Source organism: Leifsonia sp. NPDC056665 (assembly GCF_042791795.1).
Classification (GTDB): domain Bacteria; phylum Actinomycetota; class Actinomycetes; order Actinomycetales; family Microbacteriaceae; genus Leifsonia.
The window spans coordinates 1-24,346 of sequence record NZ_JBHTXK010000020.1 but is presented as its reverse complement, the minus strand read 5'-3'; the positions used below and the strand labels follow the sequence as shown (position 1 = coordinate 24,346).

Sequence of the window (24,346 nt, the reverse complement as noted above, 5' to 3'; positions counted from 1 at the left end):
CTTCCCGAGTGGAAAAGTGACAACGACGTGCCCCTCGTTCGTTAGATAGTTGGGGTGGGGGTGCGGCGGGAGGCGCGGGATTCCGTTAGCAGGACGAGCGCCAGCACCGCATTCACGCCCCACGCGACGACCGCCGTCGGCAGGAGGCCGGCGACCGGCCACAGCACAGCGACCACCGCCACGCCGGCCACCAGGGTGAGCGACCAGCGCATCCCGGTCGCCCGGCGGAACAGCAGCAGCCCGACGAGGTAGACGATCGCGGAGCCGCACAGCAGCCCCGCCGTCCACCACGTCGGAGTGCCGACCGGCCGCCGCAGGACGAGACCGTCGCCGACGGCGGAGAGCACGATGCCCAGCACCAGCAGCAGCGGGATGTACGTGTACGCGGTCTGCGCGATCATCCCGCGCTCCGTCGCGCGCTCGATGTACGCGCTCCCGCTCTGCTGGCTGTGCGAGAAGTAGAGCAGCCAGAGCAGCACCGTCCCCGCGAACGCGGCGAGGAACGCCCCGAGATGGACCACGTCCAGCGGCGCGGTCGAGAAGGCGGCGCCGGTGACCACGATCGACTCGCCGAGCGCGATGATCAGGAACAGGCTCACCCGCTCGGCCATGTGCGCGCCCGAGATGTTCCAGCTCGCCAGCGCCGAGCTGCCGAGGCCCGGCGTCCAGAACCGCGTGCGCGGCCCGATGTAGTCGACGGCCAGGGCGATCAGCCAGACCACCAGCCGGCCCTCGTCGGGGAGGAACGCGCCGACCAGCCACAGCGTCCCGGCCACGGCATGCCAGACGATGATGCGCACGAAGTTCACCGCGTGCTCGGGATGCGCCCGGCCGAACGCGAGCAGGGTGAAGACGCTGCGACTGAGCTGCATGAGCACCAGGCACACGGCGAACAGCACGGCGCGGTCGCCGAACGCCTCCGGGATCGCGGAGGCCAGCAGCAGGCCGAGCAGCATCAGCACGACGAAGAGGCCGCGGACCGCCCCGCGCTCCGGGTCGAGCCAGCTCGACGCCCAGGTGGTGAACATCCACACCCACCAGACCACCATCGCCAGCATGACCGCGTGCAGCAGCGTGAGGGCGGACTGCTCGTGCAGAAGCACGTGCGACACCTGGGTGACCGCGAACACGAACACGAGGTCGAAGAACAGCTCGGTGTACGTCACGCGGTGGGCGCCGGCGGAGTCCGACCGGAGCAGGTCGCGGGCGAAGCCGAAGGCGCGCATGCCAGGAGTGTAGCGGCGCGCGGGACGCGGCCGGACCGGCTACGCGCGGATCAGCACCGTCCCGGCGATCTTGTCGTGGAAGCCGCGCTGATCCGAATCCCACACCAGCGCAGGGATGACGATGCAGAGCAGCACGGTGCGCACCACCGGCCGCCACACTCCGACCCAGCCGCCGGCGACCGCGACCACGCGCATCCCGAAGATCCGGTGGCCGATGCTGCCGCCGATGGTCGGGATGAAGACGACCTGCATCAGCGCGAAGATGCCGATGTTCGCCCACGAGTCGTAGTGAAAGAACGCGAACGAGATGAGCGACGCGAGCGCCCAGTCGACGACGATGGCGCCGAGGCGGCGGCCGAACCTCCCGACCGACCGAGGGCCCGCCTCCGGCAGGCCGAGCCGCTCCCCCGGGTAACGGCTGGGAGCGAGGTCGCCGGAGCGGGCGAAGTCGCCGGAGCGAGCGAAGTCGCCGGAGCGGGAGGGCGGGGTGTTCTGAGGCACCCCTCCAGTTTACCGGGCCGGCCCGACCGTCCCCTGGCCGTAGCGCGCGCAGGCAGCGCACCGCGTAACATGCCGGAAACATTTGCGTCACCGGAGGGAAACGGCCTCCCCTTAGCGTGTAGCTTGGGCTGCACGCGCAGTCCGTCACCGCAAGCCATTGGGAGTCCTCCGTATGTTCCGTGATTCTTCCGAGGTGCTCAAGTACATCAAGGACACCGACGTCAAGTTCCTTGATATCCGCTTCACCGATCTGCCCGGTGTTCAGCAGCACTTCAACATCCCCGCAGCGACCGTCGACGAGGAGTTCTTCTCGGTCGGCCAGCTGTTCGACGGTTCCTCGATCCGCGGCTTCGCGTCGATCCACGAGTCGGACATGCAGCTCATCCCGGATGTCTCGACCGCGTACATCGACCCGTTCCGCGTCGAGCGCACGCTGATCATGGTCTTCGACATCTACAACCCCCGCAACGGCGAGATCTACGCGAAGGACCCGCGTCAGGTCGCCAAGAAGGCGGAGAAGTACCTCGCCTCCACGGGCATCGCGGACACCGCGTTCTTCGCGCCGGAGGCCGAGTTCTACATCTTCGACGACGTCCGCTACGAGGTGAAGCAGAACTCCAGCTTCTACGCGGTGGACTCCGAGGAGGGCGCCTGGAACTCCGGCCGCGTCGAAGAGGGCGGCAACCTCGGCAACAAGACCCCGTACAAGGGCGGCTACTTCCCGGTGAGCCCGGTCGACAAGCAGGCCGACCTGCGCGACGACATCTCGCTGAAGCTGATCGACGCGGGCCTCATCCTGGAGCGCGCGCACCACGAGGTGGGCACCGGCGGCCAGGCGGAGATCAACTACCGCTTCGACACGATGGTCCACGCGGCGGACGACATCCTGAAGTTCAAGTACATCGTCAAGAACACAGCCGAGCAGTGGGGCAAGACCGCCACGTTCATGCCGAAGCCGCTCTTCGGCGACAACGGCTCGGGCATGCACACCCACCAGTCGCTGTGGAACGACGGCAAGCCGCTGTTCTACGACGAGGCCGGCTACGGCGGCCTGTCCGACATCGCCCGCTGGTACATCGGCGGCCTGCTCAAGCACGCACCGGCTGTGCTGGCCTTCACGAACCCGACGGTGAACTCGTTCCACCGCCTGGTCCCCGGCTTCGAGGCACCGGTCAACCTGGTCTACTCGGCCGGCAACCGCTCGGCGTCCATCCGCATCCCGATCACGGGCACCAACCCGAAGGCCAAGCGCATCGAGTTCCGCGCGCCGGACGCCTCGGGCAACCCGTACCTCGCGTTCGCCGCCCAGCTGATGGCGGGCCTCGACGGCATCAAGAACCGCATCGAGCCGCACGAGCCGGTCGACAAGGACCTCTACGAGCTCCCGCCCGAGGAGGCCCGCAACATCCCGCAGGTCCCCGGGTCGCTCGGCGAGGCGCTCGACGCGCTCGAGGCCGACCACGACTTCCTCACCGCGGGCGGCGTGTTCAGCCCGGAGCTCATCGAGACCTGGATCGAGTACAAGCGCGAGAAGGAGATCAAGCCCCTCGCGCAGCGCCCGCACCCGTTCGAGTACGAGCTGTACTACGGGGTGTAAGCAGAAACCCGCGTAATTCAGCGGATTTCAAGACGTCGCGGACGCGTTGGTCCGCACAGAGTCCGCACGAGTTGCAGGACGGTCCGCGAAAGCGACCGGCACCGCAGCTCGTGCGGACTCTTTTTCGGGATCAGCGCTGCTAGGTTCGTGCCATGACGCCAGGACCCCTCGATGAAGTGGCGATCACTGACGTCCCCGATACGGCCCGATCGCACACGTGGCTGAACGGATCGGCGGCGGTCGCGATCACGCTGGCCCTCGTCGCGCTGACTGTCGCTGCGATCGCAGTCGGGATCGGCTCCTTACTCCTCTATTCACAGTCAGGTGCGTTCTGGCCGGAAGCCATCCCTCCGTATGTGGACTACCTCGGTGAGCCCTACCACTGCATGGACCTGGGCTCCCCGGACATGCGGGGCCTGACCGTGCAGGGGCACACCATCGGCGGCGGCCTGATCTACGCCCGGCCGCCGATCGGGTCAGAAGCTTCGGCGGGCTTCGTCGTCGTGACGGACGGGAATCGCCGTGAAACCTGCGTCTTCGGCGGTTGAGGAACCTGAGACGGCTGCCGCTGACGGCCGTGCCGAAGAGGCCATAGCGACCGCCGCGCGCGCGGGCTGTTCGTGACGGGAGGTCAGCTCAATGTGAAGGCGTCGAGCGTCACCTGGAAGCCGTGCCCGGTCGCCGTCTCGGTGCAGCCCATTCCGGCGGCCGTCGCCACGCATTCGACGCCGTCGAACCGGACGCCGTTACCGGGCATCAGCGCGGTCGCTCCGCCCGTCTCGCTCGCGAACACCTGCCCGCTGTTGCACAGGACCGCCGCAGCCTCGCCACCGTTCGCCGCGAAACCGCTGGGGCACCCGCCGATCTCTCCCGTGCCCCAGGCCGGCGGGTAGGTGAAGCGGTTCGCCCCGATCTTGAGACGGCAGCCGTAGTAGAGTCCCTTGCCCAGGTCGCCCTTCGACTGGCTGTACCTGTCCACGTCGTCGTAGATGCCGCACATCATCGCGCCGTCCTGCGAGACCCACGAGGGGCCATGCGGTGCATCCGGGTTCGTGGCGCTCGGCAGGATGATCAGCTGATCCGGATCCTGCCAGGTCACTGTCGGGGTCGGCGTTGCCGTCGGCGTGGCTGTCGGCGTCGACACGTTCTGTTGGGCGCTCGGCGCCGGCGAACTCGCCGCCGTGACGGCGGCCGCCGAACATCCGGCGAGCGCGATGACCACGACGAACGCGGCTGCTGCGGCCGCGACGATCCCCCTGTGCCTCATGGCCTGATCCTAAGGGGATTCGGCGCCGTCAGCCGCCGCCGCACCGCCGTCATTTCGCCGCTCCGTTCGATCGCTTGGCGAGCAGGCCGCGGACGACCTCCGGGAGCGTTCGCCGCACCTCGGCTGCCACGCGAGGCGCTGCTGCCACCGGGACGAAGGCGGTCGTGCCGCAGCTGCGGCACTCTGCGACCTCCGAGTGCACCGAGAGGCCCGTGCGAAAGTACGGGTTCGGGGAGACGCGGGTGGGCCCCCCGCACTCCGCGCACTCCGGGCCGTGCATGACTGCCACAGCGCCCCCCTTCGTCGGTCGGTCCTTCACGTCGGGCAAGACTGAGAGGGCCCGGCGCACGCGACTCGCCGCGTCCGGGCCCTGTAACGCTTCGGCCTACCCGAAAGGCCGCGCGTTCACGAAACCGCGATCGATCTCCGAATATCGATTGCGGTTGTACACATAATTTTTCATGGAGTCGTGGGGATGCCAAGACCCCAGAGCGGGGGCGGCCCGCTCCGCGCCTGCTAGGGTCGCGAAATGACGTCGAGCGGTCATCGCCGGGAGACCTGCCTCGACGTCGTGGGGTGACGACCGGCCGCATGCCCCCGGGTGTGCGCTCGCACCTCCGCACCGTTACGGTAGTCGCGGGCGTCCGCATCCCCAGCAGGATGCCGAGGAGGATCGCATGGCGGAAAGAGACCTGAGCGAGGTGCTCGACGAGGTCGGCCAGTCGCTCTCGGGGGCCGCGTGGATGCAGTTGCGCAGCGACGACCGCGCCGAGTGGTTCGGGCACTTCGTCAGCGGCATCGCCCTCGCGGTCGGGCTCCGGCCGATCGAGCATCTGGACTCCGGGGTGCGTGTCGACGACGCGGGCGTGTTCTCGGCGAAGGTCGTGGTGTTCACCGACAAGACAATCGTGTTCGCCGACGCCACCGGGCGCAGCGCCGATCCGTACGACGTGGCCACGGTCGTCGTCGCGCGGCCGCGCGCCGGGCTCGCCCAGCTCACGATCTCGGACGCGAACTCGGCGTTCCGGCGCGACCTGTTCGACCCGTGGCCCGGCGACTTCAGGGTCTCCGCGGAGTGGTCGTACGGCGCGAAGGTGACCTTCCCGTTGAGCCCGATCGAGACGGACGACCACCGGGCGCGGTTCAGCGCGCTCTACGCCGCGCTCATCGACGCCCTGGGCGAATAGACCCCTACTTCACGCAGGGCACTCCCCCGGACGGCAGGGGCGCGTTCGGGTCGGTGTACGTCCCGTTCGGGCCGGCCGGCGTCGACGCGGTCGGCGACGGGGAGGCGGCCGGCGCGGTCGGAGGTGCGCTGGCCGGGGTCGTCGCTCCCGGGGTGGCGGCCGGCGTCGGGGTCGCCGTCGCGGGGTTCAGGAGCTGCTGCACCACAGCGTGGATCTGGTTGGGGTCGACGAGGTTGACGTCCTTGCCGTCCTTCACCCCGTAACCGGTGATCGGCAGCGTCGTGAAGGTGATGTTGCCGCCCGCCAGGTGCTGCGCCTCCGACGCGAAGCTGAGGAGGTCGAAGCCCGAGTCGAGGGCGATGTTCTGCTTGGCGGCGGAGATCAGGGCCTCCAGGGTCGCCGGGTTCGCGAAGGTGTCCGCCTTCTTCAGCTTCGTCGCCAGCGAGACGATGAACGCCTGCTGACGGCGCTCTCGGTCGAGGTCGGTGAAGTTCAGCGACGGGTTGTTCTCGTCGCGGCGCTGCCGGACGAAGCTCACCGCCTGGGACGCCGTGAGCTGCTGGACACCGGCCTTGAAGTCGGCGCCGGAGTACGGGTCCTGCGTGTCCTCCGCGACGCACACGGTGATCGGCTGGACCGCCTGGGCAACCTGGTAGAACGCGGCCATCGTGACCTCGATGAAGTGGTCGATCCGCACGCCGCCGAGGAAGTCCGACACGGTCTGGAGCTCGGTCTGGCGGGCGAACGTGCGCGCCTGCTGGTAGGCGTCGCTCTGGGCGACCCCCGCCTTCATCAACTCGGTGAGCTTCTGGTCGAGGGCGAGGCCGTACGCCTCCTTGATCTTGGACGCGGACACGCCGTCCGGGCTGCCGGACAGCGGCGCGTAGTCGTCGCGCGGGATCGAGATGCCCACGGCCTTCTTGCCGCCGGCCGGGATGTGGATGAGCATCAGCACGTTGGCGTTGTAGCCGCCGTCGCCCTGGTTCCCGGCGTGCAGCGCGTTGTACACGTCGGCCGGGAGGGCGTTCCCGTTCTCGTCCAGCCGGCTGTCGAGGCCCATGACGAGGATGTTGCTCTCGGCGACGTCCTTCTTCTTTCCCGCGCCGGGGAGGGTGATGTTCGAGCGGTGCAGGCCGTTCGACAGGTCCACGTAGGAGTAGGCGGCGAACGCCCCGACGGCGACCGCGACGGCGGCGACCGCGCCGGCTACCGAGAGCAGGATGCGCTTGGTCAGGGAGGTGCGGTGGCGCTGGGCGTGGGCGACGTTCCGGCGGAGGGGCTCGGCGGCGCCGCGGTCGCCGGCCGGGAAGGCCGGGTCGGGCTGGCGGGGCGAGGTCATGGTCGGGTCTCCTCGGGTGATTCGGGGGCTGCTCGGACTCGCGGTGGAGGCGCTTCGGGGGCGCCACGGGTCGGATACGGGGGTCGAGCGCGCTTCGGGCCTCCCGATCGTCCCACCGAAAACCGCCGTGGTCAGCGGACGCCCGATGAACTCCCAGAAACCGCGGGTGAGCGCGCAGGTGCGGACAGGTGAAAACTGTCGCAGGTTGCCCTCCGGCTGTTCCCTCCCCGCCGGTGCAGCACTAGATTCGGTGACGCCCGGGCCAACCCCGGCCCGCGCGCGAAACGGAAGGACCCCAACATGGCCCGTTACCTCCTCCTCTACCGCGCCGACCCCGAGGCGATGGCCTCGATGCCGGAACCCACCCCCGAGCAGGCCGAGCAGATGAACGCCGCCTGGAACGCCTGGGCCCAGCAGGTCGGGGCCGGCCTGATCGACTTCGGCGCGCCGACGGCCGCCGTCTCCGACGGAGCCGACCGCAGCGTCGGCGGCTACACCCTCATCGAGGCCGACGGCGCGGACGCCGTCGAGGGCCTCCTCACCGGCCACCCGCATCGCGCGATGGGTGGCACCATCGACGTCTACGAGTTGACGCCCGTTCCTGGGATGTGAGTCGTCCGTCCGGGTCGGTGTGCCGTGTGCGGTGCGCGGGCCCGGACGGTGCGGGGGTCAGCCGGCCAGCGGAACGATGTCGTCGAACTCGGCCCGGTGCGTGGCGAGGGCGACCTCGATGTCGTGGTGGGCCTGCAGGTTCAGCCAGAACTCGGCCGTCGTCCCGAACGCCCGCGCGAACCGGAGCGCGGTGTCAGGGGTGATGGCCCGCTTTCCGTTCACGATGTCGCCGATGCGTTGCGCCGGGACGTGGACGGCCTTCGCGAGCGCGTACTTCGTGAGCCCGAGCGGGGCCATGAACTCCTCGGAGAGGATCTCCCCGGGGGTGATCGGGTCAGTGATCGGATCGGTCATCGCGCTACCTCCTTGAGTCTCGTGGTCAGTGATAATCGACGATCTCGACATCCGCCGGACCTCCGTCCGTCCAGGTGAAGCAGATTCGGAACTGGCCGTTGATGCGGATGCTGTATCGGCCGTTCCGGTCTCCGCGGAGCTTTTCGAGCCGGTTGCCCGGCGGCACCCTGCAGTCTTCGAGCACCGCTGCCGCGTTGAGCATTGCCAACTTCCTTCGGGCGATCCGGTGGATATCGGGATGGATTCGCCGGGACGGCAGACCGAGCCAGACTGCCTCGGCGTCGCGGTCGACGAATGATTGGAGCATGGTCCATAGTAACGCGTTGTGTTATTAATGCAAGGCGTTATTGACACGCGGCGTTGCTATTCACCCAGTGGGTGTCGGCCGCTGCGGGAGGCCGTAGAAGGCGCGCTCGAACACCGCCCGCGCGCGGCGGGTGACCGCGAGGTAGTCCTCCTCCAGGCGGCTCGCCGAGCCCGGCGGGTACTCCAGGAGGCGGGCGACGCCCTCCAGGGCGACGCGGTCGGCCGGGAGGACATCCGCTGTCTTGTTGGTCCAGAGCGTCATCGCCGAGCGGGCGCGGGAGGCCAGCAGCCAGGCCTCGCGGAGCTTGGCCGCGTCGTCCTCCGCCACCAGGTCGTTGTCGACGGCGACCGCCAGCGCGTCCAGGGTCGACGTCGTGCGCAGGGCCGGGATCGCGGCAGCGTGCTGGAGCTGGATGAGCTGGACGAACCACTCGACGTCGCTCAGCGAGCCGCGGCCGAGCTTGAGGTGGCGGGCCGGGTCGGCGCCCTGCGGGAGGCGTTCGTTCTCCACTCTGGCCTTGATGCGCTTGACCTCGCGGACCTCCTGCTCGCCGATCGCGGCCGGGTAGCGGACCTCGTCGGCCACCGTGTGGAAGTCGGCGAGCAATGCCTCGTCCCCGGCGACGCCGCGGGCGCGCAGCAAGGCCTGGGCCTCCCAGGTCAGCGACCAGCGCTTGTAGTACGCGCGGTAGGCCTCCAGCGAGCGGACCGGCGGGCCGTTCTTGCCCTCGGGGCGCAGGCCGATGTCGAGGTCGAGCGGGAGGCGGTTGTCGTCCGTCAGACGGTTGAGGTCCGCGACGATCGCCAAGGCGGCCTTGTGCGCGGCGTCCTGCTCGGCGGCGAGCGGGCGGAAGACGTACATCACGTCGAGGTCGGAGCCGAAGCCGAGCTCGGTGCCGCCGAAGCGGCCCATGCCGATGATGGCGAACTCCAGGTCGGCCGCGTCGCCGCGTTCGGCGCGGATCGCGGACAGCACTCCCTGGATCACGTTCTCGTTGACGGCGGTCAGCCCGCGGGCCAGCTCCTCGATCGTGGCGAAGCCGAGGATCGCCGAGAACGCCAGGCGCAGCACCTCGCGGCGGCGGACGGCACGCAGCGACGCGGCTGCGGTCGCCGCGGACTGGTGCCGGCCGAGGATCGCGGCGGTCTCCTCGCGCAGCACCTCGGCCGTGCGCGGGCGCAGCTCCTCCTCCGACTCCAGCCAGGCGACGGACTCCGGGATGCGGCCGAGCAGCTCGCCGGCGTACCGCGACCCGGACAGCACCCGGGTGAGCCGCTCGGCCGCGCCGGTGGAGTCGCGCAGCATCTTCAGGTACCAGTGCGTCGTGCCCAGGTCCTCGCTGAGCCGGCGGAAGGTCAGGAGGCCGTAGTCGGGGTCCGCTCCAGCGGCGAACCACTGCAGCAGCACGGGCAGCAGGTGGCGCTGGATGGTCGCCCGCCGCGAGACGCCGGCGGTGAGCGCGGCGATGTGCGCGAGCGCGCCGCGCGGGTCGCGGAAGCCGATCGCGGCGAGCCGGGCCTCGGCCTGCTCGCTGGTCAGCCCTGCTCCCCCGGTCAGCCCGGTGTCGTCGGTGGGCATGGCGGCGACCGCGCTGAGCAGCGGGCGGTAGAACAGGCGCTCGTGGAGCCCGCGGACCCGGTGCTTGATCGCGTTCCAGCGCACCAGGAGCTGCTCGGCGCTCGGCGCCAGCCCGGTCGCGCGGGCCAGGATGCGCACGTCGCCCTCGTCGCGCGGCATCAGGTGCGTGCGGCTGAGGTGGCGCAGCTGGAGACGGTGCTCCATCAGGCGCAGCGTGCGGTAGTCCTGCGAGAAGGCGGCGGCCTCCTCCCGGCCGATGTAGCCCTGCGCGGCCAGAGCGGCGAGGGCGGACAGCGTGTCCCGCTGCCGCACCCGCTCGTCGGTCTGGCCGTGGACGAGCTGGAGGAGCTGCACGGTGAACTCGACATCGCGCAGGCCGCCCGGGCCGAGCTTGATCTGGTAGTGGGTCTCGTCGTCGGGGATGTTGTCGGTGACGCGCTCGCGCATCCGCTGCACCGACTCCACGAAGTTCTCGCGCGATGCGCTGCTCCACACCTTCGGCGCGAGCGCGGCGACGTAGCGCTCGCCCAGCTCGAGGTCGCCCGCAAGGGGCCTGGCCTTCAGGAGCGCCTGAAACTCCCAGCCCTTCGCCCAGCGGTCGTAGTACGCGATGTGCGACTCCAGGGTGCGAACGAGCGCGCCGTCCTTGCCCTCCGGCCGCAGGTTGGGGTCGACCTCCCAGAGGCCGGGCTCGATCGCCGGCTCGTGGATGCCACGCTGCGTCAGCATCGCCAGCCGCGTGGCGATGTCCACGGCGCGGCCGGAGCTGAGGCCGGCCTCCTCATCGCCCTCTGTGACGTAGATGACGTCGACGTCGCTGACGTAGTTGAGCTCGCGCGCGCCGGCCTTGCCCATGCCGATGATCGCGAACCGGGTGGCTCGCACCTCGGCCTCCGGGAACCGGCCGGGACCGGTTCCGATGGTCTGCCGGCGGGCGACAGCGAGGGAGGCCTCCAGTGCGGCGGCGGCGAGGTCGGACAGCGCAGCGGCGACGCCGTCGAACCCGGCGACCGGGTCCTCCTGATCGAGGTCGAAGCTGGCGAGCTGCACGAGCCGGCGGCGGTAGCGCACGCGGAGGGCGGTGCGCGCGGCGTCGTCCTCGATCGCGGCGACCCCGTCCACGGCGCCGACGGAGTCGAGCAGATCGGCGCGCAGCTCGTCAGCGGTCGGCAGCGCGGTGACCGGGTAGTCGAGCGCGCCCAGCTCGGCCGGCTGGCGCAGGAAGAACTCGGCGGCGCCCTCGGACGCGCCGATCACCCGGAACACACGGCGCGCGTCGTTCCGCGACGGCACGTAGCGCGCGGTCTGCACCGGCGCGTGCCGCAGCAGCCGCAGGGCCAGCGCGAGCGCGGTGTCCGGATCCGCGGCCGCCGACAGCGCGGGCAGGAGGTCGTCCACGCCGAAGCCGGTCAGCTCGACCAGCTCGTCCAGCTCGCCGCGGACCGAGCTCAGCCCCACGAAACCGGCGCGAGCCAGCGTCGTGAGGGAGAGCTGCTCGCGGGTCACGTGCCGGTCAGAGGATCTCGAGGTTCGACCGCAGCTCGAACGGCGTGACCTGCGCCCGGTACTCCGCCCACTCGCGCCGCTTGTTCAGCAGCACGTAGTTGAAGACCGACTCGCCGAGGGTCTCGGCGACCAGCTCGGAGTCCTCCATCAGCGAGATGGCGTGGTCGAGGCTGGCCGGGAGCTGGTTATAGCCGAGCGCGCGGCGCTCGGCGTCGGACAGCGCCCAGACGTTGTCCTCGGCCTCCGGCGGCAGCTCATAGCCGCCCTCGATGCCCTTGAGACCCGCGGCCAGCATCAGCGAGAACGACAGGTACGGGTTCGCGGCGGAGTCGATCGCGCGGTACTCGACGCGCGAGCTCTGGCCCTTGTTGGGCTTGTAGAGCGGCACGCGCACCAGCGCGGAGCGGTTGTTGTGGCCCCAGCAGACGAAGCTCGGGGCCTCGTCGCCGCCCCAGAGCCGCTTGTAGGAGTTGACGAACTGGTTCGTGACCGCGGTGATCTCCGGCGCATGCTTGAGCAGGCCGGCGATGAACTGCCGTCCGGTCTGCGAGAGCTGGTACTGCGCGCCGGCCTCGAAGAACGCGTTGGTGTCGCCCTCGAACAGCGACATGTGGGTGTGCATGCCCGAGCCCGGGTGGCCGGAGAGCGGCTTCGGCATGAAGGTCGCGTATACGCCCTGCTCGATGGCCACCTCCTTGATGACCGTGCGGAACGTCATGATGTTGTCGGCCGTGGTCAGCGCGTCGGCGTAACGGAGGTCGATCTCGTTCTGGCCGGGACCGGCCTCGTGGTGGCTGAACTCCACCGAGATGCCGAGGTCTTCCAGCATCCGCACCGAGCGGCGGCGGAAGTCGTGCGCCGTGCCGCCGGGGACGTTGTCGAAGTAGCCGGCGGAGTCCACGGGCTCCGGGCCCTCGTCGCCGAAGGTGGAGGACTTGAGCAGGTAGAACTCGATCTCCGGGTGCGTGTAGAAGGTGAAGCCGCGGTCGGCCGCCTTCTCGAGCGTGCGCTTGAGCACGTTGCGCGGGTCGGAGACGGACGGCTGGCCGTCGGGCGTCGTGATGTCGCAGAACATGCGGGCGGTCGGGTCGACCTCCCCACGCCACGGCAGGATCTGGAACGTGGTGGGGTCGGGATGCGCCAGCAGGTCGGACTCGAACGCGCGGGTCAGGCCCTCGATGGCCGAGCCGTCGAAGCCGAGGCCCTCGGTGAACGCGCCCTCGACCTCGGCCGGCGCGATCGCGACGGATTTGAGCGTGCCGACGACGTCGGTGAACCACAGCCTCACGAACTTGACGCCGCGCTCCTCGATGGTGCGAAGAACGAAGTCGCGCTGCTTGTCCATCCTGCCCCTTTCGTCGGCCCCTCCAGACTAGTGGCTCCGCGCGCGCAAACCCGCCCGATGACCGCCGGTGCCGCGTCACTAGACTGAGGCGCATGAGCGAGCAGTCACCTGTGCCCTCCGTCCACCCCACCACCTCGTCGATGGAGTCGCTGAAGCGGGTGCGGACCCGTCACTTCCAGGCGGCCAAGGAGGCGGGCGAGCCGTTCACCGGGCTGACCAGCTACGACATGCTGACCGCCCAGATCTTCGACGAGGCGGGCATCGACTTCCTGCTGGTCGGCGACTCGGCCGGCAACAACGTCCTGGGTTACGACACGACGCTCCCGGTGACGGTGGACGACCTGATCCCGCTGACCCGCGCCGTCGCGAAGGCCGTGAAGCGCGCGTTCGTCGTCGCCGACATGCCGTTCGGCTCCTACGAGACCGGGCCGCTGGAGGCGCTGCACACCGCCGTGCGATTCATGAAGGAGACCGGGGCGCACGCGGTCAAGCTGGAGGGCGGCCAGCGCAGCGCCAAGCAGATCCGGCGCATCGTGGGCGCCGGCATCCCGGTGATGGCGCACATCGGCTTCACCCCGCAGAGCGAGCACGGGCTCGGCGGCCACCTCGTGCAGGGCCGCGGCGAGGGCGCGGAGCAGATCCTCGCCGACGCGCACGCGGTCGAGGACGCCGGGGCGTTCGCGGTGGTGATGGAGATGGTGCCGGCGGACGTGGCCCAGCGGGTCACACAGGAGCTGCGCATCCCGACGATCGGCGTCGGCGCCGGGCCGCACGTGGACGGCCAGCTGCTGGTGTGGACGGACTGGGCCGGGTTCACGACCGGGCGCATCCCCCGGTTCGTCAAGCAGTACGCGGACCTGAAGGGCGCACTGTCGGAGGCCGCGCGCACGTACAAGTCGGACGTGCAGGGCGGGGTGTTCCCCGGCCCGGAGCACAGCTTCTAGGCGTCGTCTGACGCTGCCCGGCGGCGCTCGACCCGGCGCCGGTCGTCGGCGTGCGCGTCGCGCAAGGCCGCCAGCGCGCGATCGACCGTGGCAGGACCGGGGTTCACGACGCACACCCAGCCGTAGTCGCCGTAGAGCGGGTGCGGGAGGAAGACGTCCTCGGCGTCGTAGCCCGTGGTGGCCCCACCCGTCAGCTCGGCCGTCGCCTGCGCTCCCACGTGGACGTTGAGCCGCCAGCGCGCGGGATCGTCGAGCCGGGAGGCCACGTCGTCCGGGTAGTCCTTCGTGACGATCGTCGCGTACGGCTGCCGGTTGGTCGGCACGACGCCGTCCGGCGCGTAATAGAAGAAGTGGTCGCCCCAGGAGATCTCCGGGTACTCGCTGCCGGGCTGCGGCGCGAGCTCCAGCACTCCGTCGAAGCCCCTGACCTCCGCGAGGATCCGCTCCATCGTCATGATGGACTCGCTAACGGTTGTCCTCGGCGTCCTCCTCGGCCCACTTCGCGCTGTTCTCGCGGAGCTTCTCGAGCGCGTGCTCGGCCTCCACGCGGGTGTCGAACGGGCCGACGCGGTCCGGGGCGGGCGAGAGGAAACCCTGCTCGACCTGGCCGGTCTTCATGTTGTACCAGTACTTGTGCTCGGCATCCTGCTCGATGCCGTAGTCGTTCTCGCCGGTCATAAGCTTGATCCTATGCCCAAGGATTCCGCCGGTCACCTGGTTCCGGGACGCGTCACCGCGATGCGCTCCGTCCCGTCCCGCATCCCGCGGCCGGAGTACGTCGGCAAGCAGGGACCGACCCCGTCGGACCGCGGCGACGTCTACTCCCCGGCGGAGATCGAGCTGATCCGGGAGTCCGGCCGGATCGCCGCGCGCGCCATCGAGCGGGTCGGCGAGGCGGTGCGCCCCGGCATCACCACTGAGGAGCTGGACGCGATCGGCCACGAGTTCCTCATCGAGCACGACGCCTACCCCTCGACGCTCGGCTACCGCGGCTATCCCAAGTCGATCTGCAGCTCGGTCAACGAGGTCGTCTGCCACGGCATCCCGGACGACACCGTGCTCGAGCACGGCGACATCGTCAACATCGACATCACCGCCTACAAGAACGCCTTCCACGGCGACAGCAACCAGACCTTCATCGTCGGCACGGCGTCGCAGGAGGTCACCCTCCTCGTGGAGCGGACCAGGGAGGCGCTGAGCCGCGGCATCAAGGCGGTCGCGCCCGGCCGCCAGGTCAACGTGATGGGCCGCGCCATCGAGTCGTACGCCAAGCGCTTCGGTTACGGGGTGGTGCGCGACTTCACCGGGCACGGCGTCGGCGCGACCTTCCACTCCGGACTGATCATCCCGCACTACGACGCCGCACCCGCGTTCGACGACGTGATGGAGGTCGGGATGGTGTTCACCATCGAGCCGATGCTGACGCTGGGCTCGCACGAGTGGGACCTGTGGGCAGACGACTGGACGGTCGTCACCCGCGACCGCAGCATCACGGCCCAGTTCGAGCACACGCTCGTGGTCACGGAGCGGGGCGCGGAGATCCTGACGCTGCCGTGACGGCCTGACCGCCGCCGGGCCTGCTGCCGCCGCGCCGGACCGCGGGGTAGATTCGACGCATGAGCGCGCAGAACCACGCAATCGGCATCGACGTCGGCGGAACGGGCATCAAGGGGGCGCTGGTCGACCTCGAGACCGGTGAGCTGATCAGCGACAGGATCAAGCTCCCCACCCCGGAGGGCGGCAAGCCGGACGACATCGTCGAGACCACCAAGGAGATCGTCGAGAAGCTGGCCGCCGAGGAGCCGGACGCTCCGGTCGGCGTCTGCTTCCCGGCGATCGTCAGCCATGGCGTCACCCTCTCGGCGGCCAACGTGTCCAAGAAGTGGATCGGGCTGCACGCCGAGGAGCTGTTCGAGAAGGCACTGGGCCGGCCCATCCACTTCGTCAACGACGCGGACGCGGCGGGCTACGCCGAGACGCGCTTCGGCGCGGCGAAGGGCACGGACGGCCTCGTCATCATGACGACGCTCGGCACCGGCATCGGATCGGCGCTCATCTACGACGGCGTGCTGATCCCGAATGCGGAGCTCGGCCACCTGGAGATCGAAGGCCACGACGCCGAGTCGCGGGCGGCCTACTCGGCGAAGGAGCGCGAAGACCTCTCCTGGGAGAAGTGGGCCAAGCGGCTGCAGAAGTACTACTCGACGCTCGAGTTCCTGTTCACCCCCGACCTGTTCATCGTGGGCGGAGGCGTGTCCAAGAACTACACGGACTTCCTCCCGCTGCTGGAGCTCAACACGATGATCGTCCCTGCCACTCACCGCAACAACGCGGGCATCCTCGGCGCCGCCGCCCTCGCCGTGCGTAACGAGCGGCGCGACGCGGGAGCCCGCGGCCGGTCGGCGGAGGTCGGGATCACGCCCGACAACTAGGCGCGAGCGCGGCGCCCGTCAGCGATCCGCATGGATCGGGCGCAGGCCCGTTAGAAAAGCGTCAGGACCGTCACCCGCGCCCTCACCCGGGTGTGGACTCTCTCTCGTCCCCGGCCGCCCGGCCGGGGCATCCCGATGGATGGAGAGAGTCGTGCTTGACCTCGTCTACCTTCTCGCCGTCGCAGCGCTGGCGTTCGTCGTCGCGCTCGTCGGCCGGGGGGTCGAGAAACTGTGATCGTCATCACCCTGATCGCCGCGCTGCTCGGCGTCGCGGCGATCGGCTACCTCGTCGTCGCCCTGGTCAAGCCGGAGCGGTTCTGAGATGGGGACGTTCTGGTTGTTCGTCGCTCAGCTCGCGACCCTCGTCCTCCTGCTCGCCCTCGCCTACCGCCCGCTCGGCGACTACCTCGCCCGGGTCTTCACGACCGACAAGGACCTCGCCGTCGAGCGGGGCGTCTACCGGCTGATCGGCATCGACCCACGGTCGGAGCAGTCCTGGCCCGCCTACCTGCGCGGCGTGCTCGCGTTCTCCGTGGTCGGCATCCTGATCGTCTACGGGCTCCAGCGGCTGCAGCAGTTCCTGCCGTACAGCCTCGGCTTCCCCGCCGTCCCGGAGGGCACGGCGTTCAACACCGCCATCTCGTTCGTGACCAACACGAACTGGCAGTCGTACTCCCCCGACGTGACCCTCGGCTACACGGTGCAGTTCGCTGCGCTCGCGGTGCAGAACTTCGTGTCCGCCGCGGTCGGCATCGCCGTCGCGGTCGCCCTGGTCCGCGGCTTCGCGGCCCGCCGCAGCCGTGGCGCCTTCACCCAGGCCGGGATCGGCAACTTCTGGGTGGACCTGATCCGCGGCACCGGCCGCGTCCTCCTGCCGCTGGCCCTGGTCTCGGCCGTCGTGCTGATCGCCGGCGGCGTCATCCAGAACGTCGGCGGCTTCGACACGGTGCACACGATCGCGGGAGCGACGCAGTCCATCCCGGGCGGGCCGGTGGCCTCCCAGGAGGCGATCAAGCTGCTCGGCACGAACGGCGGCGGCTTCTTCAACGTCAACTCGGCGCATCCGTTCGAGAACCCGACGGCCTGGACGAACCTCGTCGAGATCTTCCTCATGCTCGTCATCCCGTTCTCGCTGCCCCGCACGTTCGGCACGATGGTCGGCGACAAGCGCCAGGGCTACGCGATCCTGGCGACGATGGGCTCGCTGTTCCTGGTCTCGCTCGTCGCCATGACGCTGTTCGAGCTGGGCGGGTCGATGGAGGGCAAGGAGACGGTGTTCGGGACGCTCGGCTCGACGCTGTTCAACACCGCGGCCACGACCACCTCGACCGGCGCGGTGAACTCGATGCTCGACAGCTACACCCCGCTCGGCGGGATGATGGCGATGATCAACATGATGCTCGGCGAGACCGTGCCCGGCGGCGTCGGATCGGGACTGTACGGCATCCTCGTCATCGCGGTCATCGCGGTGTTCCTCGCCGGGCTGATGGTCGGCCGCACGCCCGAGTACCTCGGCAAGAAGCTCGGCCCGCGCGAGATCAAGCTCGCGAGCCTCTACATCCTGACCACCCCGGCGATCGTGCTGCTGGGCACCGGGCTGAGCTTCGCGGTCCCCGCGATCCGCGCGGACGTGGAGAAGACCTCCATCCTCAACCCCGGGCTGCACGGCTTCAGCGAGGTGCTCTACGCGTTCACCTCGGCGGCGAACAACAACGGCTCGGCCTTCGCGGGCCTCACGGCGGCCACGCCCTGGTTCAACACGGCGCTCGGCGTCGCGATGTTCCTCGGCCGGTTCGTGCCGATCGTCTTCGTGCTCGCGCTGGCCGGCTCGCTCGCGGCCCAGAACAGGATCCCCGCGACCGCCGGCACGCTCCCCACGCACCGCCCGCTCTTCGTCGGGCTGATGGCCGGCACCATCCTGCTGGTCTCCGCACTCACCTACTTCCCCGTTCTCGCGCTGGGTCCCCTGGCGGAAGGGCTGCACTGACCATGACCACCATCCACTCGACGGCGAACCGCACGGTCGCCACCCCGGCCGGGGCGTTCTCGGCCCGGCAGCTCGTCGCGGCCCTCCCCGGGGCGCTGCGCAAGCTCGACCCGCGCTTCATGTGGCGCAACCCGGTGATGTTCATCGTGGAGGTCGGCGCCGCGCTCACGACCGTGATCGCGATCGCCCAGCCGTTCCTCGGCGCGGGCGGCGCTGGACCGGCGACGCTCGCCTTCACCTGGAGCATCGCGGCGTGGCTCTGGCTGACCGTGCTGTTCGCCAACCTGGCGGAGTCGGTCGCCGAGGGGCGCGGCAAGGCGCAGGCGGCCACCCTCCGCAAGACGCGCTCCACCACGGTGGCGACACGCGTGGCGCACTACGACGAGGCCGGAGACGCGGAGGCGCTGACCGCCGCGACCGAGCAGATCACCTCCAGCGACCTGCGGCTCGGCGACGTGGTCGTGGTCACGACGGGCGAGCTCATCCCGGGCGACGGCGACGTCATCCGCGGCATCGCCACGGTGGACGAGTCGGCCATCACGGGCGAGTCCGCCCCGGTGGTGCGCGAGTCCGGCGGCGACCGCAGCGCGGTGACCGGCGGCACCCGGGTGCTCTCCGACCGCATCGTGGTGCGGATCACCAGCAAGCCGGGCGAGACCTTCGTCGACCGGATGATCGCGCTCGTGGAGGGCGCCTCCCGGCAGAAGACCCCCAACGAGATCGCGCTCAACATCCTGCTGGCCAGCCTGTCGATCATCTTCGTGATCGTGGTCCTCGTCCTCCAGCCGGTCGCCGGCTACTCGAACGTGTCGCCGACCGTCCCTGTGCTGGTCGCGCTGCTGGTCTGCCTCATCCCCACGACGATCGGGGCGCTCATCTCGGCCATCGGCATCGCCGGCATGGACCGCCTGGTGCAGCACAACGTGCTCGCCATGTCGGGCCGCGCGGTGGAGGCCGCGGGCGACGTGACCACCCTGCTGCTCGACAAGACCGGGACCATCACCTACGGCAACCGCCGGGCCAGCGAGTTCACGGCCGTCGGCGGCACGGGCGGCGACGAGCTCGTGCGGGCGGCGGCGGAGTCCTCGCTGAGCGACCCGACGCCGGAGGGAGTCTCGGTGGTCGAGCTGGCCGAGACGCTCGGCTACGTGCGGCCGGAGCACATCGAGGGCGAGATCGTGCCGTTCACGGCGCAGACCCGGATGAGCGGGCTCGACCTCCCGGACGGCTCGCAGGTGCGCAAGGGTGCGGCGAGCGCCGTCGTCACCTGGGTGCGCGAGACCACGCCTCCCCCGGCTTCGGCCCTGGCCGAGCTGGACCGCGAGGTCGAGCGCATCTCCCAGGTCGGCGGCACCCCGCTCGCGGTGGCGACGCGCGACGCGGATGGCTCCGCCCGCCTCCTCGGCGTCGTCTACCTCAAGGACATCGTGAAGGAGGGCCTGGCCGAGCGCTTCGCCGACCTCCGGAAGATGGGCATCCGCACCGTCATGGTCACCGGCGACAACCCGCTCACCGCCAAGGCGATCGCGGCGGAGGCCGGCGTGGACGACTTCCTCGCCGAGGCCAAGCCCGAGGACAAGCTCGCGCTCATCCGCCGCGAGCAGGAGGGCGGCGCCCTGGTCGCTATGACCGGCGACGGCACCAACGACGCGCCGGCGCTCGCGCAGGCCGACGTCGGGGTCGCGATGAACACCGGCACGTCGGCGGCGAAGGAGGCCGGCAACATGGTCGACCTCGACTCCGACCCGACCAAGCTCATCGACATCGTCCGGATCGGCAAGCAGCTCCTGATCACCCGCGGCGCACTCACCACGTTCTCGATCGCGAACGACGTGGCGAAGTACTTCGCGATCATCCCCGCGATGTTCGTCGGGGCCTTCCCCGGCCTCGCGGTGCTCAACGTGATGGGGCTGCACTCGCCCGCCTCCGCCATCCTCTCGGCGGTGATCTTCAACGCGATCGTGATCGTGCTGCTCATCCCGCTCGCCCTGCGCGGCGTGCGCTACCGGCCGTCGGCGGCGTCCTCGCTGCTCGGCCGCAACCTCCTCATCTACGGGCTCGGCGGGATCATCGCGCCGTTCATCGGCATCAAGCTGATCGACCTCGTCGTCGCCCTCATCCCCGGATTCTGACCACCCACAGTAAGGAATCGCAGAACATGAACCGCCTCCGCGGCGCCTGGCGCCAGTACTGGGTCGCCATCCGCGCCATGATCGTGCTCACGATCGCGCTCGGCGTCGCCTACACCTTCGTCGTGACCGGCATCGGGCAGCTCGCCTTCCCTGCACAGGCGAACGGGTCGATGATCACGCAGGACGGGAAGACCGTCGGCTCGGCCCTCATCGGCCAGGCCTTCACCGACAAGAAGGGGAACCCGCTGCCGCAGTGGTTCCAGTCGCGCCCGTCCGCGGCCACGTCGAACGGCCCCGCCGGCTACGACGCGGCGGCGTCCTCCGGCAGCAACCTCGCCACCGGCAACCCGGTGCAGGTGAAGGCCGTGCAGGACCGCGCCGCCGCGATCGAGAAGCTGGACGGCGTGCCGGCGTCGGCGATCCCCTCCGACGCGGTGACCGCCTCCGGCTCGGGGCTCGACCCGCACATCTCCCCCGCCTACGCCCTGCTGCAGGTGAAGCGCGTCGCTGAGGCCCGCGGGCTTCCGGAAGCAACGGTGAAGAAGCTGGTCGAGTCTAGGATTCAAGCACGGGACCTCGGCTACCTCGGGGACCCGACCGTGAACGTGCTCCAGCTCAACCTGGCGCTCGCCCAGCTCGGCCGCTGACCGGCCGACATCGAGAGAGGGATCGAGAGCGAATGGCGCGTGGCCACCTCCGGGTCATGCTCGGCGCGGCGCCCGGCGTCGGCAAGACGTACGCGATGCTCGAGGAGGGCAAGCGGCTGAAGGCGCTCGGCAAGGACGTCGTGGTCGCGGTCGTGGAGACCCACGGCCGTGCCGCCACCGCCTCGATGCTGGAGGGCCTGGAGGTCGTCCCGCGCCGCTCGGTCGAGCACCGCGGGGTGGAGCTCACCGAGCTCGACCTCGACGCCGTGCTCGCCCGCGCGCCGCAGCTCGCGCTCGTGGACGAGCTCGCCCACACCAACGCGCCCGGCCCCGACGACGGATCGCACAGCAACGCGAAGCGCTGGGAGGACGTGGACGCGATGCTCGCGGCCGGCATCGACGTGATGTCGACGGTCAACATCCAGCACATCGAGTCGCTGAACGACGTGGTCGAGCAGATCACCGGGGTGCAGCAGCAGGAGACCATCCCGGACGCCGTGCTGCGCCGCGCGGACCAGATCGAGGTGGTCGACCTCGCCCCGCAGGCGCTGCGCGACCGGCTCGCCGAAGGCGTCGTGTACCCGGCGGCACGAGTGGACGCCGCGCTCTCCAACTACTTCCGGCTCGGCAACCTGACCGCGCTGCGCGAGCTCGCGCTGCTCTGGCTGGCCGACGAGGTGGACAGCGCCCTCCAGCAGTACCGCGCGGAGCACGGCATCGCCGGCAAGTGGGAGGCCCGCGAGCGCGTCGTCGTCGCGCTCACCGGCGGCCCGGAGGGCGAGACGCTGCTGCGGCGCGGCGCCCGGATCGCCGCCCGCTCGGCCGGCGGCGAGCTGCTCGCGGTGCATGTGACCAGCCAGGACGGCCTCCGGGAGGCGAACCCCGGCGCGCTCGCGTCGCAGCGCGCGCTGGTGGAGCAGCTCGGCGGCAGCTACCACCAGGTGGTCGGCAGCGACATCCCGCAGGCGCTGGTGGAGTTCGCACGCGGAGAGAACGCGACGCAGCTCGTCATCGGGGTCTCCCGGCGCAGCCGGCTCGCGGCGCTGCTGACCGGGCCGGGGATCGGCGCGACGGTGGTCAGGGAGTCCGGCGACATCGACGTGCACATCGTGACGCACTCCCGGGCGGGCGGCCGGTTCTCACTGCCGCGGCCGCGCGGCGGCCTCACGGCACGACGGCAGGTCTACGGCTTCCTCCTGGCGCTGATCGGCGGCCCGCTGCTGACGCTGGTGCTGGTGAGCATGCGTTCTGGCGAGTCGATGACGGCCGATGTGCTCAGCTACCAGCTCCTGGTGGTGGTGGTCGCGCTGGTCGGCGGGATCTGGCCTGCGCTGTTCGCGGCGCTGCTCTCCGGGCTGACGCTCGACTACTTCTTCGTCGCCCCGCTCTACACGATCACGATCGCCGAGCCGCTGCACCTGCTGGCGCTGATCCTCTACATGGTCATCGCCGCACTGGTCAGCCTGGTCGTGGACCAGGCGGCGCGGCGCACTCGTGCCGCCCAGCGCGCCGCCGCGGAGGCCGAGCTGCTGGCCACAGTGGCCGGCGGCGTCATCCGCGGCGAGGACGCGCTCCAGGCGCTGGTGACCCGCACCCGCGAGGCGTTCTCGCTCACGGGGGTGCGCCTCCTGGACGGCGGCGAGGTGGTCTCCACCGACGGCGAGTCGGACTCCGAGCACACGCAGCGCATCGCGGTGGGCGACCGCGGCACGCTGGAGCTGTCCGGCCGCGACCTGGAGGCCGCCGACCGGCGCCTGCTCGCGGCGATCGTCGCGCAGCTGGACGCGGCGCTGGAGCACCGCGAGCTCGCCGCGACCGCGAGCGAGCTCGGCCCGCTCGCCGAGGCCGACCGGGTGCGCAGCGCGCTGCTGGCGGCCGTGGGCCACGACCTCCGCCGCCCGCTCGCCGCGGCGACGGCTGCCGTCACGACGCTGCGCCAGCGCGACCTCGCCCTCAGCGACGGCGACCGCGAGGCGCTGCTGGAGACCGCGGAGGACAGTCTGGACGGCTTGGCCACGCTGGTCACCAACCTCCTCGACGTGAGCCGCGTGCAGGCGGGCGTGCTCGGCGTCTCGCTCGCGCCGACCGAGCTGGAGGATGTCATCCCGGCCGCACTCGAAGAGCTGGGGCTGGGGCCCGCGAAGGTGGAGCTGGACCTGGCGGAGTCCGTGCCTCCGGTCCTCGCCGACGCGGTGCTGCTGCAGCGCGTCCTCGTGAACCTGCTCGGCAACGCCCTGCGGTTCTCGCCGGACGGCCGGCCGCCCATCATCGGCGCCAGCGAGTTCGGCGGGACGGTGCAACTGCGCGTCGTCGACCACGGGCCCGGCATCCCCGGCGAGCGCCGCGAGGCCGTCTTCCTGCCGTTCCAGCGGCTGGGCGACACCGACAACGACACCGGGATCGGGCTGGGCCTCGCCCTCTCCAAGGGGTTCGCCGAGGGGATGGGCGGCACGCTGGAGGCCGAGGACACACCGGGAGGCGGGCTCACGATGGTGGTGTCCCTGCCGGCCGCGACCACGCCTGCCACCACCCCGCACCCCGCCGCCACGACAACGGCCACCCCGAGCACCGAGGAGACGTCATGAGGATCCTGATCGCCGACGACGACCAGCAGATCCTGCGCGCCCTCCGCATCCTCCTCACCGCCCACGGCTACGAGGTGCTCACCGCCCGCACCGGCGCGGAGGCCCTGACGCAGGCGGTGGAGCACCATCCCGAGCTGGTCATGCTCGACCTCGGAATGCCCGAGCTGAACGGCATCGAGGTGATCGAGGGGCTGCGCGGCTGGTCGACCGTCCCCATCCTGGTCGTCTCCGGCCGCACCGGCTCGGCCGACAAGGTGGACGCGCTCGACGCGGGCGCCGACGACTACGTGACAAAGCCGTTCGCGGCCGACGAGCTGCTCGCGCGCATCCGGGCGCTGACGCGGCGCCAGTCCGGCCCGGCCGACGAGCCGGCGGTGCGGTTCGGTGACATCACGGTGGATCTGGCCGCCCATCAGGTGCTGAAGCGCACGGCCGACGGGGAGTCGCCGGTGCGGCTCACACCGACCGAGTGGGCGATCCTGGAGGTGCTGGTGCGCAACCCGCGCCGGCTGGTCACGCGGCAGGCGCTGCTCACGCAGGTCTGGGGTCCGCAGTACACCAACGACACCGGCTACCTGCGCCTGTACCTCGCCCAGCTCCGCAAGAAGCTGGAGCCTGTCCCCTCCACCCCCCGCTACCTCCTGACCGAGGCCGGCATGGGCTACCGCTTCACCCCCGACCCCGACCCCGTCCCCGACTGACGTCGAGGGGCACGTAAACGCCCCTAAAACCGCGTTTTAGGGGCGTTTACGTGCCCCTCGGCGGAGGTTCGGCGTGAAGGGAACCGGTCGGCCGATACG

The 24,346-nt window shown here is 70.5% G+C and carries 24 protein-coding genes; 13 read left to right on the top strand and 11 right to left on the bottom strand.

What is annotated here, in order from left to right; translation table 11 throughout:
- Nucleotides 1-41 precede the first annotated feature (41 nt).
- Together ACFQ9V_RS16545 and ACFQ9V_RS16540 are read right to left on the bottom strand one after the other, a co-directional pair.
- On the bottom strand, nucleotides 42-1,226 hold the full coding sequence (locus ACFQ9V_RS16545) for a low temperature requirement protein A (RefSeq protein WP_382460212.1): 1,185 nt from the start codon (nucleotides 1,224-1,226) through the stop codon (nucleotides 42-44).
- 39 nt (nucleotides 1,227-1,265) lie between these two features.
- Nucleotides 1,266-1,727: an RDD family protein gene (locus ACFQ9V_RS16540; protein ID WP_382460211.1), complete on the bottom strand. Its 462-nt coding sequence runs from the start codon at nucleotides 1,725-1,727 to the stop codon at nucleotides 1,266-1,268.
- A gap of 172 nt (nucleotides 1,728-1,899) precedes the next feature.
- Between ACFQ9V_RS16540 and glnA (ACFQ9V_RS16535) the strand changes: the two genes are divergently transcribed.
- Nucleotides 1,900-3,324 (top strand): type I glutamate--ammonia ligase, encoded by a 1,425-nt coding sequence (glnA, locus tag ACFQ9V_RS16535; protein ID WP_370053898.1) that lies wholly within the window; start codon nucleotides 1,900-1,902, stop codon nucleotides 3,322-3,324.
- A 152-nt stretch (nucleotides 3,325-3,476) separates the two neighbouring features.
- Nucleotides 3,477-3,872 (top strand): hypothetical protein, encoded by a 396-nt coding sequence (locus tag ACFQ9V_RS16530; protein WP_382460210.1) that lies wholly within the window; start codon nucleotides 3,477-3,479, stop codon nucleotides 3,870-3,872.
- Nucleotides 3,873-3,955: 83 nt separating this feature from the next.
- Here ACFQ9V_RS16530 and ACFQ9V_RS16525 read toward each other — a convergent pair whose 3' ends face one another.
- Nucleotides 3,956-4,591: a hypothetical protein gene (locus ACFQ9V_RS16525; protein WP_382460209.1), complete on the bottom strand. Its 636-nt coding sequence runs from the start codon at nucleotides 4,589-4,591 to the stop codon at nucleotides 3,956-3,958.
- A gap of 49 nt (nucleotides 4,592-4,640) precedes the next feature.
- Nucleotides 4,641-4,880 carry a hypothetical protein gene (locus ACFQ9V_RS16520; RefSeq protein ID WP_382460208.1) on the bottom strand — a complete coding sequence of 80 codons (240 nt, stop codon included), beginning with the start codon at nucleotides 4,878-4,880 and terminating at the stop codon, nucleotides 4,641-4,643.
- 388 nt (nucleotides 4,881-5,268) lie between these two features.
- On the opposite strand from ACFQ9V_RS16520, the gene ACFQ9V_RS16515 reads away from it, so the two are divergent.
- A complete protein-coding gene (locus ACFQ9V_RS16515; RefSeq protein ID WP_382460207.1) occupies nucleotides 5,269-5,778 on the top strand; it encodes a hypothetical protein in 510 nt (169 codons plus the stop codon).
- A 4-nt stretch (nucleotides 5,779-5,782) separates the two neighbouring features.
- On the opposite strand, the gene ACFQ9V_RS16510 is transcribed toward ACFQ9V_RS16515, so the two are convergent.
- Nucleotides 5,783-7,117, bottom strand: coding sequence for an LCP family protein (locus ACFQ9V_RS16510; RefSeq protein ID WP_382460206.1), 1,335 nt, complete (start codon nucleotides 7,115-7,117; stop codon nucleotides 5,783-5,785).
- Nucleotides 7,118-7,417: 300 nt separating this feature from the next.
- Between ACFQ9V_RS16510 and ACFQ9V_RS16505 the strand changes: the two genes are divergently transcribed.
- Nucleotides 7,418-7,729 (top strand): hypothetical protein, encoded by a 312-nt coding sequence (locus ACFQ9V_RS16505; RefSeq protein WP_382460205.1) that lies wholly within the window; start codon nucleotides 7,418-7,420, stop codon nucleotides 7,727-7,729.
- A gap of 57 nt (nucleotides 7,730-7,786) precedes the next feature.
- Here ACFQ9V_RS16505 and ACFQ9V_RS16500 read toward each other — a convergent pair whose 3' ends face one another.
- Genes ACFQ9V_RS16500 through glnA (ACFQ9V_RS16485) form a run of 4 tightly spaced genes read right to left on the bottom strand, consistent with a single transcriptional unit; the run spans nucleotide 7,787 to nucleotide 12,819 of the window.
- Nucleotides 7,787-8,083, bottom strand: a complete 297-nt coding sequence (locus tag ACFQ9V_RS16500; RefSeq protein WP_382460204.1) for a HigA family addiction module antitoxin — start codon at nucleotides 8,081-8,083, stop codon at nucleotides 7,787-7,789.
- Between the two features lie 25 nt (nucleotides 8,084-8,108).
- Nucleotides 8,109-8,390, bottom strand: a complete 282-nt coding sequence (locus ACFQ9V_RS16495; protein ID WP_382460203.1) for a type II toxin-antitoxin system RelE/ParE family toxin — start codon at nucleotides 8,388-8,390, stop codon at nucleotides 8,109-8,111.
- A gap of 60 nt (nucleotides 8,391-8,450) precedes the next feature.
- Entirely contained in the window at nucleotides 8,451-11,474 is a 3,024-nt protein-coding gene (locus ACFQ9V_RS16490) for a bifunctional [glutamine synthetase] adenylyltransferase/[glutamine synthetase]-adenylyl-L-tyrosine phosphorylase (RefSeq protein WP_382460202.1), read from the bottom strand.
- A gap of 7 nt (nucleotides 11,475-11,481) precedes the next feature.
- Nucleotides 11,482-12,819: a type I glutamate--ammonia ligase gene (gene glnA, locus ACFQ9V_RS16485; RefSeq protein ID WP_382460201.1), complete on the bottom strand. Its 1,338-nt coding sequence runs from the start codon at nucleotides 12,817-12,819 to the stop codon at nucleotides 11,482-11,484.
- A 92-nt stretch (nucleotides 12,820-12,911) separates the two neighbouring features.
- Here glnA (ACFQ9V_RS16485) and panB point away from each other — a divergent pair, with 92 nt between their 5' ends.
- Nucleotides 12,912-13,763, top strand: coding sequence for a 3-methyl-2-oxobutanoate hydroxymethyltransferase (gene panB / locus ACFQ9V_RS16480; protein WP_382460200.1), 852 nt, complete (start codon nucleotides 12,912-12,914; stop codon nucleotides 13,761-13,763).
- Here panB and ACFQ9V_RS16475 read toward each other — a convergent pair.
- On the bottom strand, nucleotides 13,760-14,218 hold the full coding sequence (locus ACFQ9V_RS16475) for a DUF6194 family protein (protein WP_382460199.1): 459 nt from the start codon (nucleotides 14,216-14,218) through the stop codon (nucleotides 13,760-13,762). The two genes, panB and ACFQ9V_RS16475, sit on opposite strands and share 4 nt — an antisense overlap.
- A gap of 10 nt (nucleotides 14,219-14,228) precedes the next feature.
- Entirely contained in the window at nucleotides 14,229-14,441 is a 213-nt protein-coding gene (locus ACFQ9V_RS16470; protein ID WP_382460198.1) for an SPOR domain-containing protein, read from the bottom strand.
- A gap of 12 nt (nucleotides 14,442-14,453) precedes the next feature.
- Between ACFQ9V_RS16470 and map the strand changes: the two genes are divergently transcribed.
- The 8 genes from map to ACFQ9V_RS16430 all read left to right on the top strand — a co-directional run bounded on the left by map (nucleotide 14,454) and on the right by ACFQ9V_RS16430 (nucleotide 24,247).
- Nucleotides 14,454-15,320 carry a type I methionyl aminopeptidase gene (gene map, locus ACFQ9V_RS16465; RefSeq protein ID WP_382460197.1) on the top strand — a complete coding sequence of 289 codons (867 nt, stop codon included), beginning with the start codon at nucleotides 14,454-14,456 and terminating at the stop codon, nucleotides 15,318-15,320.
- 59 nt (nucleotides 15,321-15,379) lie between these two features.
- The gene (ppgK, locus tag ACFQ9V_RS16460) at nucleotides 15,380-16,195 is read left to right on the top strand and encodes a polyphosphate--glucose phosphotransferase (protein WP_382460196.1); all 816 of its coding nucleotides are present in this window, start codon (nucleotides 15,380-15,382) and stop codon (nucleotides 16,193-16,195) included.
- 231 nt (nucleotides 16,196-16,426) lie between these two features.
- Nucleotides 16,427-16,516: a potassium-transporting ATPase subunit F gene (locus tag ACFQ9V_RS16455; RefSeq protein WP_370053922.1), complete on the top strand. Its 90-nt coding sequence runs from the start codon at nucleotides 16,427-16,429 to the stop codon at nucleotides 16,514-16,516.
- A gap of 1 nt (nucleotide 16,517) precedes the next feature.
- The gene (gene kdpA, locus ACFQ9V_RS16450; protein WP_382460195.1) at nucleotides 16,518-18,182 is read left to right on the top strand and encodes a potassium-transporting ATPase subunit KdpA; all 1,665 of its coding nucleotides are present in this window, start codon (nucleotides 16,518-16,520) and stop codon (nucleotides 18,180-18,182) included.
- A 2-nt stretch (nucleotides 18,183-18,184) separates the two neighbouring features.
- On the top strand, nucleotides 18,185-20,314 hold the full coding sequence (gene kdpB / locus ACFQ9V_RS16445; RefSeq protein WP_382460194.1) for a potassium-transporting ATPase subunit KdpB: 2,130 nt from the start codon (nucleotides 18,185-18,187) through the stop codon (nucleotides 20,312-20,314).
- Nucleotides 20,315-20,340: 26 nt separating this feature from the next.
- Complete coding sequence (gene kdpC, locus ACFQ9V_RS16440) at nucleotides 20,341-20,961, top strand: potassium-transporting ATPase subunit KdpC (protein ID WP_382460193.1); 621 nt, start codon at nucleotides 20,341-20,343, stop codon at nucleotides 20,959-20,961.
- Between the two features lie 32 nt (nucleotides 20,962-20,993).
- Nucleotides 20,994-23,546 carry a DUF4118 domain-containing protein gene (locus tag ACFQ9V_RS16435; RefSeq protein ID WP_382460192.1) on the top strand — a complete coding sequence of 851 codons (2,553 nt, stop codon included), beginning with the start codon at nucleotides 20,994-20,996 and terminating at the stop codon, nucleotides 23,544-23,546.
- Nucleotides 23,543-24,247, top strand: coding sequence for a response regulator (locus ACFQ9V_RS16430; RefSeq protein WP_382460191.1), 705 nt, complete (start codon nucleotides 23,543-23,545; stop codon nucleotides 24,245-24,247). Before ACFQ9V_RS16435 ends, ACFQ9V_RS16430 begins: the two co-directional genes overlap by 4 nt.
- Nucleotides 24,248-24,346 lie beyond the last annotated feature (99 nt).

Coding starts and splice junctions, on each gene's coding strand:
- ACFQ9V_RS16545 (WP_382460212.1), bottom strand. CDS start 1,226: ATGCGCGCCTTCGGCTTCGCCCGCGACCTGCTCCGGTCGGACTCCGCC.
- glnA (WP_370053898.1), top strand. CDS start 1,900: ATGTTCCGTGATTCTTCCGAGGTGCTCAAGTACATCAAGGACACCGAC.
- ACFQ9V_RS16530 (WP_382460210.1), top strand. CDS start 3,477: ATGACGCCAGGACCCCTCGATGAAGTGGCGATCACTGACGTCCCCGAT.
- ACFQ9V_RS16525 (WP_382460209.1), bottom strand. CDS start 4,591: ATGAGGCACAGGGGGATCGTCGCGGCCGCAGCAGCCGCGTTCGTCGTG.
- ACFQ9V_RS16515 (WP_382460207.1), top strand. CDS start 5,269: ATGGCGGAAAGAGACCTGAGCGAGGTGCTCGACGAGGTCGGCCAGTCG.
- ACFQ9V_RS16510 (WP_382460206.1), bottom strand. CDS start 7,117: ATGACCTCGCCCCGCCAGCCCGACCCGGCCTTCCCGGCCGGCGACCGC.
- ACFQ9V_RS16505 (WP_382460205.1), top strand. CDS start 7,418: ATGGCCCGTTACCTCCTCCTCTACCGCGCCGACCCCGAGGCGATGGCC.
- ACFQ9V_RS16500 (WP_382460204.1), bottom strand. CDS start 8,083: ATGACCGATCCGATCACTGACCCGATCACCCCCGGGGAGATCCTCTCC.
- ACFQ9V_RS16495 (WP_382460203.1), bottom strand. CDS start 8,390: ATGCTCCAATCATTCGTCGACCGCGACGCCGAGGCAGTCTGGCTCGGT.
- glnA (WP_382460201.1), bottom strand. CDS start 12,819: ATGGACAAGCAGCGCGACTTCGTTCTTCGCACCATCGAGGAGCGCGGC.
- panB (WP_382460200.1), top strand. CDS start 12,912: ATGAGCGAGCAGTCACCTGTGCCCTCCGTCCACCCCACCACCTCGTCG.
- ACFQ9V_RS16475 (WP_382460199.1), bottom strand. CDS start 14,218: ATGACGATGGAGCGGATCCTCGCGGAGGTCAGGGGCTTCGACGGAGTG.
- ACFQ9V_RS16470 (WP_382460198.1), bottom strand. CDS start 14,441: ATGACCGGCGAGAACGACTACGGCATCGAGCAGGATGCCGAGCACAAG.
- map (WP_382460197.1), top strand. CDS start 14,454: ATGCCCAAGGATTCCGCCGGTCACCTGGTTCCGGGACGCGTCACCGCG.
- ppgK (WP_382460196.1), top strand. CDS start 15,380: ATGAGCGCGCAGAACCACGCAATCGGCATCGACGTCGGCGGAACGGGC.
- kdpA (WP_382460195.1), top strand. CDS start 16,518: ATGGGGACGTTCTGGTTGTTCGTCGCTCAGCTCGCGACCCTCGTCCTC.
- kdpB (WP_382460194.1), top strand. CDS start 18,185: ATGACCACCATCCACTCGACGGCGAACCGCACGGTCGCCACCCCGGCC.
- kdpC (WP_382460193.1), top strand. CDS start 20,341: ATGAACCGCCTCCGCGGCGCCTGGCGCCAGTACTGGGTCGCCATCCGC.
- ACFQ9V_RS16435 (WP_382460192.1), top strand. CDS start 20,994: ATGGCGCGTGGCCACCTCCGGGTCATGCTCGGCGCGGCGCCCGGCGTC.
- ACFQ9V_RS16430 (WP_382460191.1), top strand. CDS start 23,543: ATGAGGATCCTGATCGCCGACGACGACCAGCAGATCCTGCGCGCCCTC.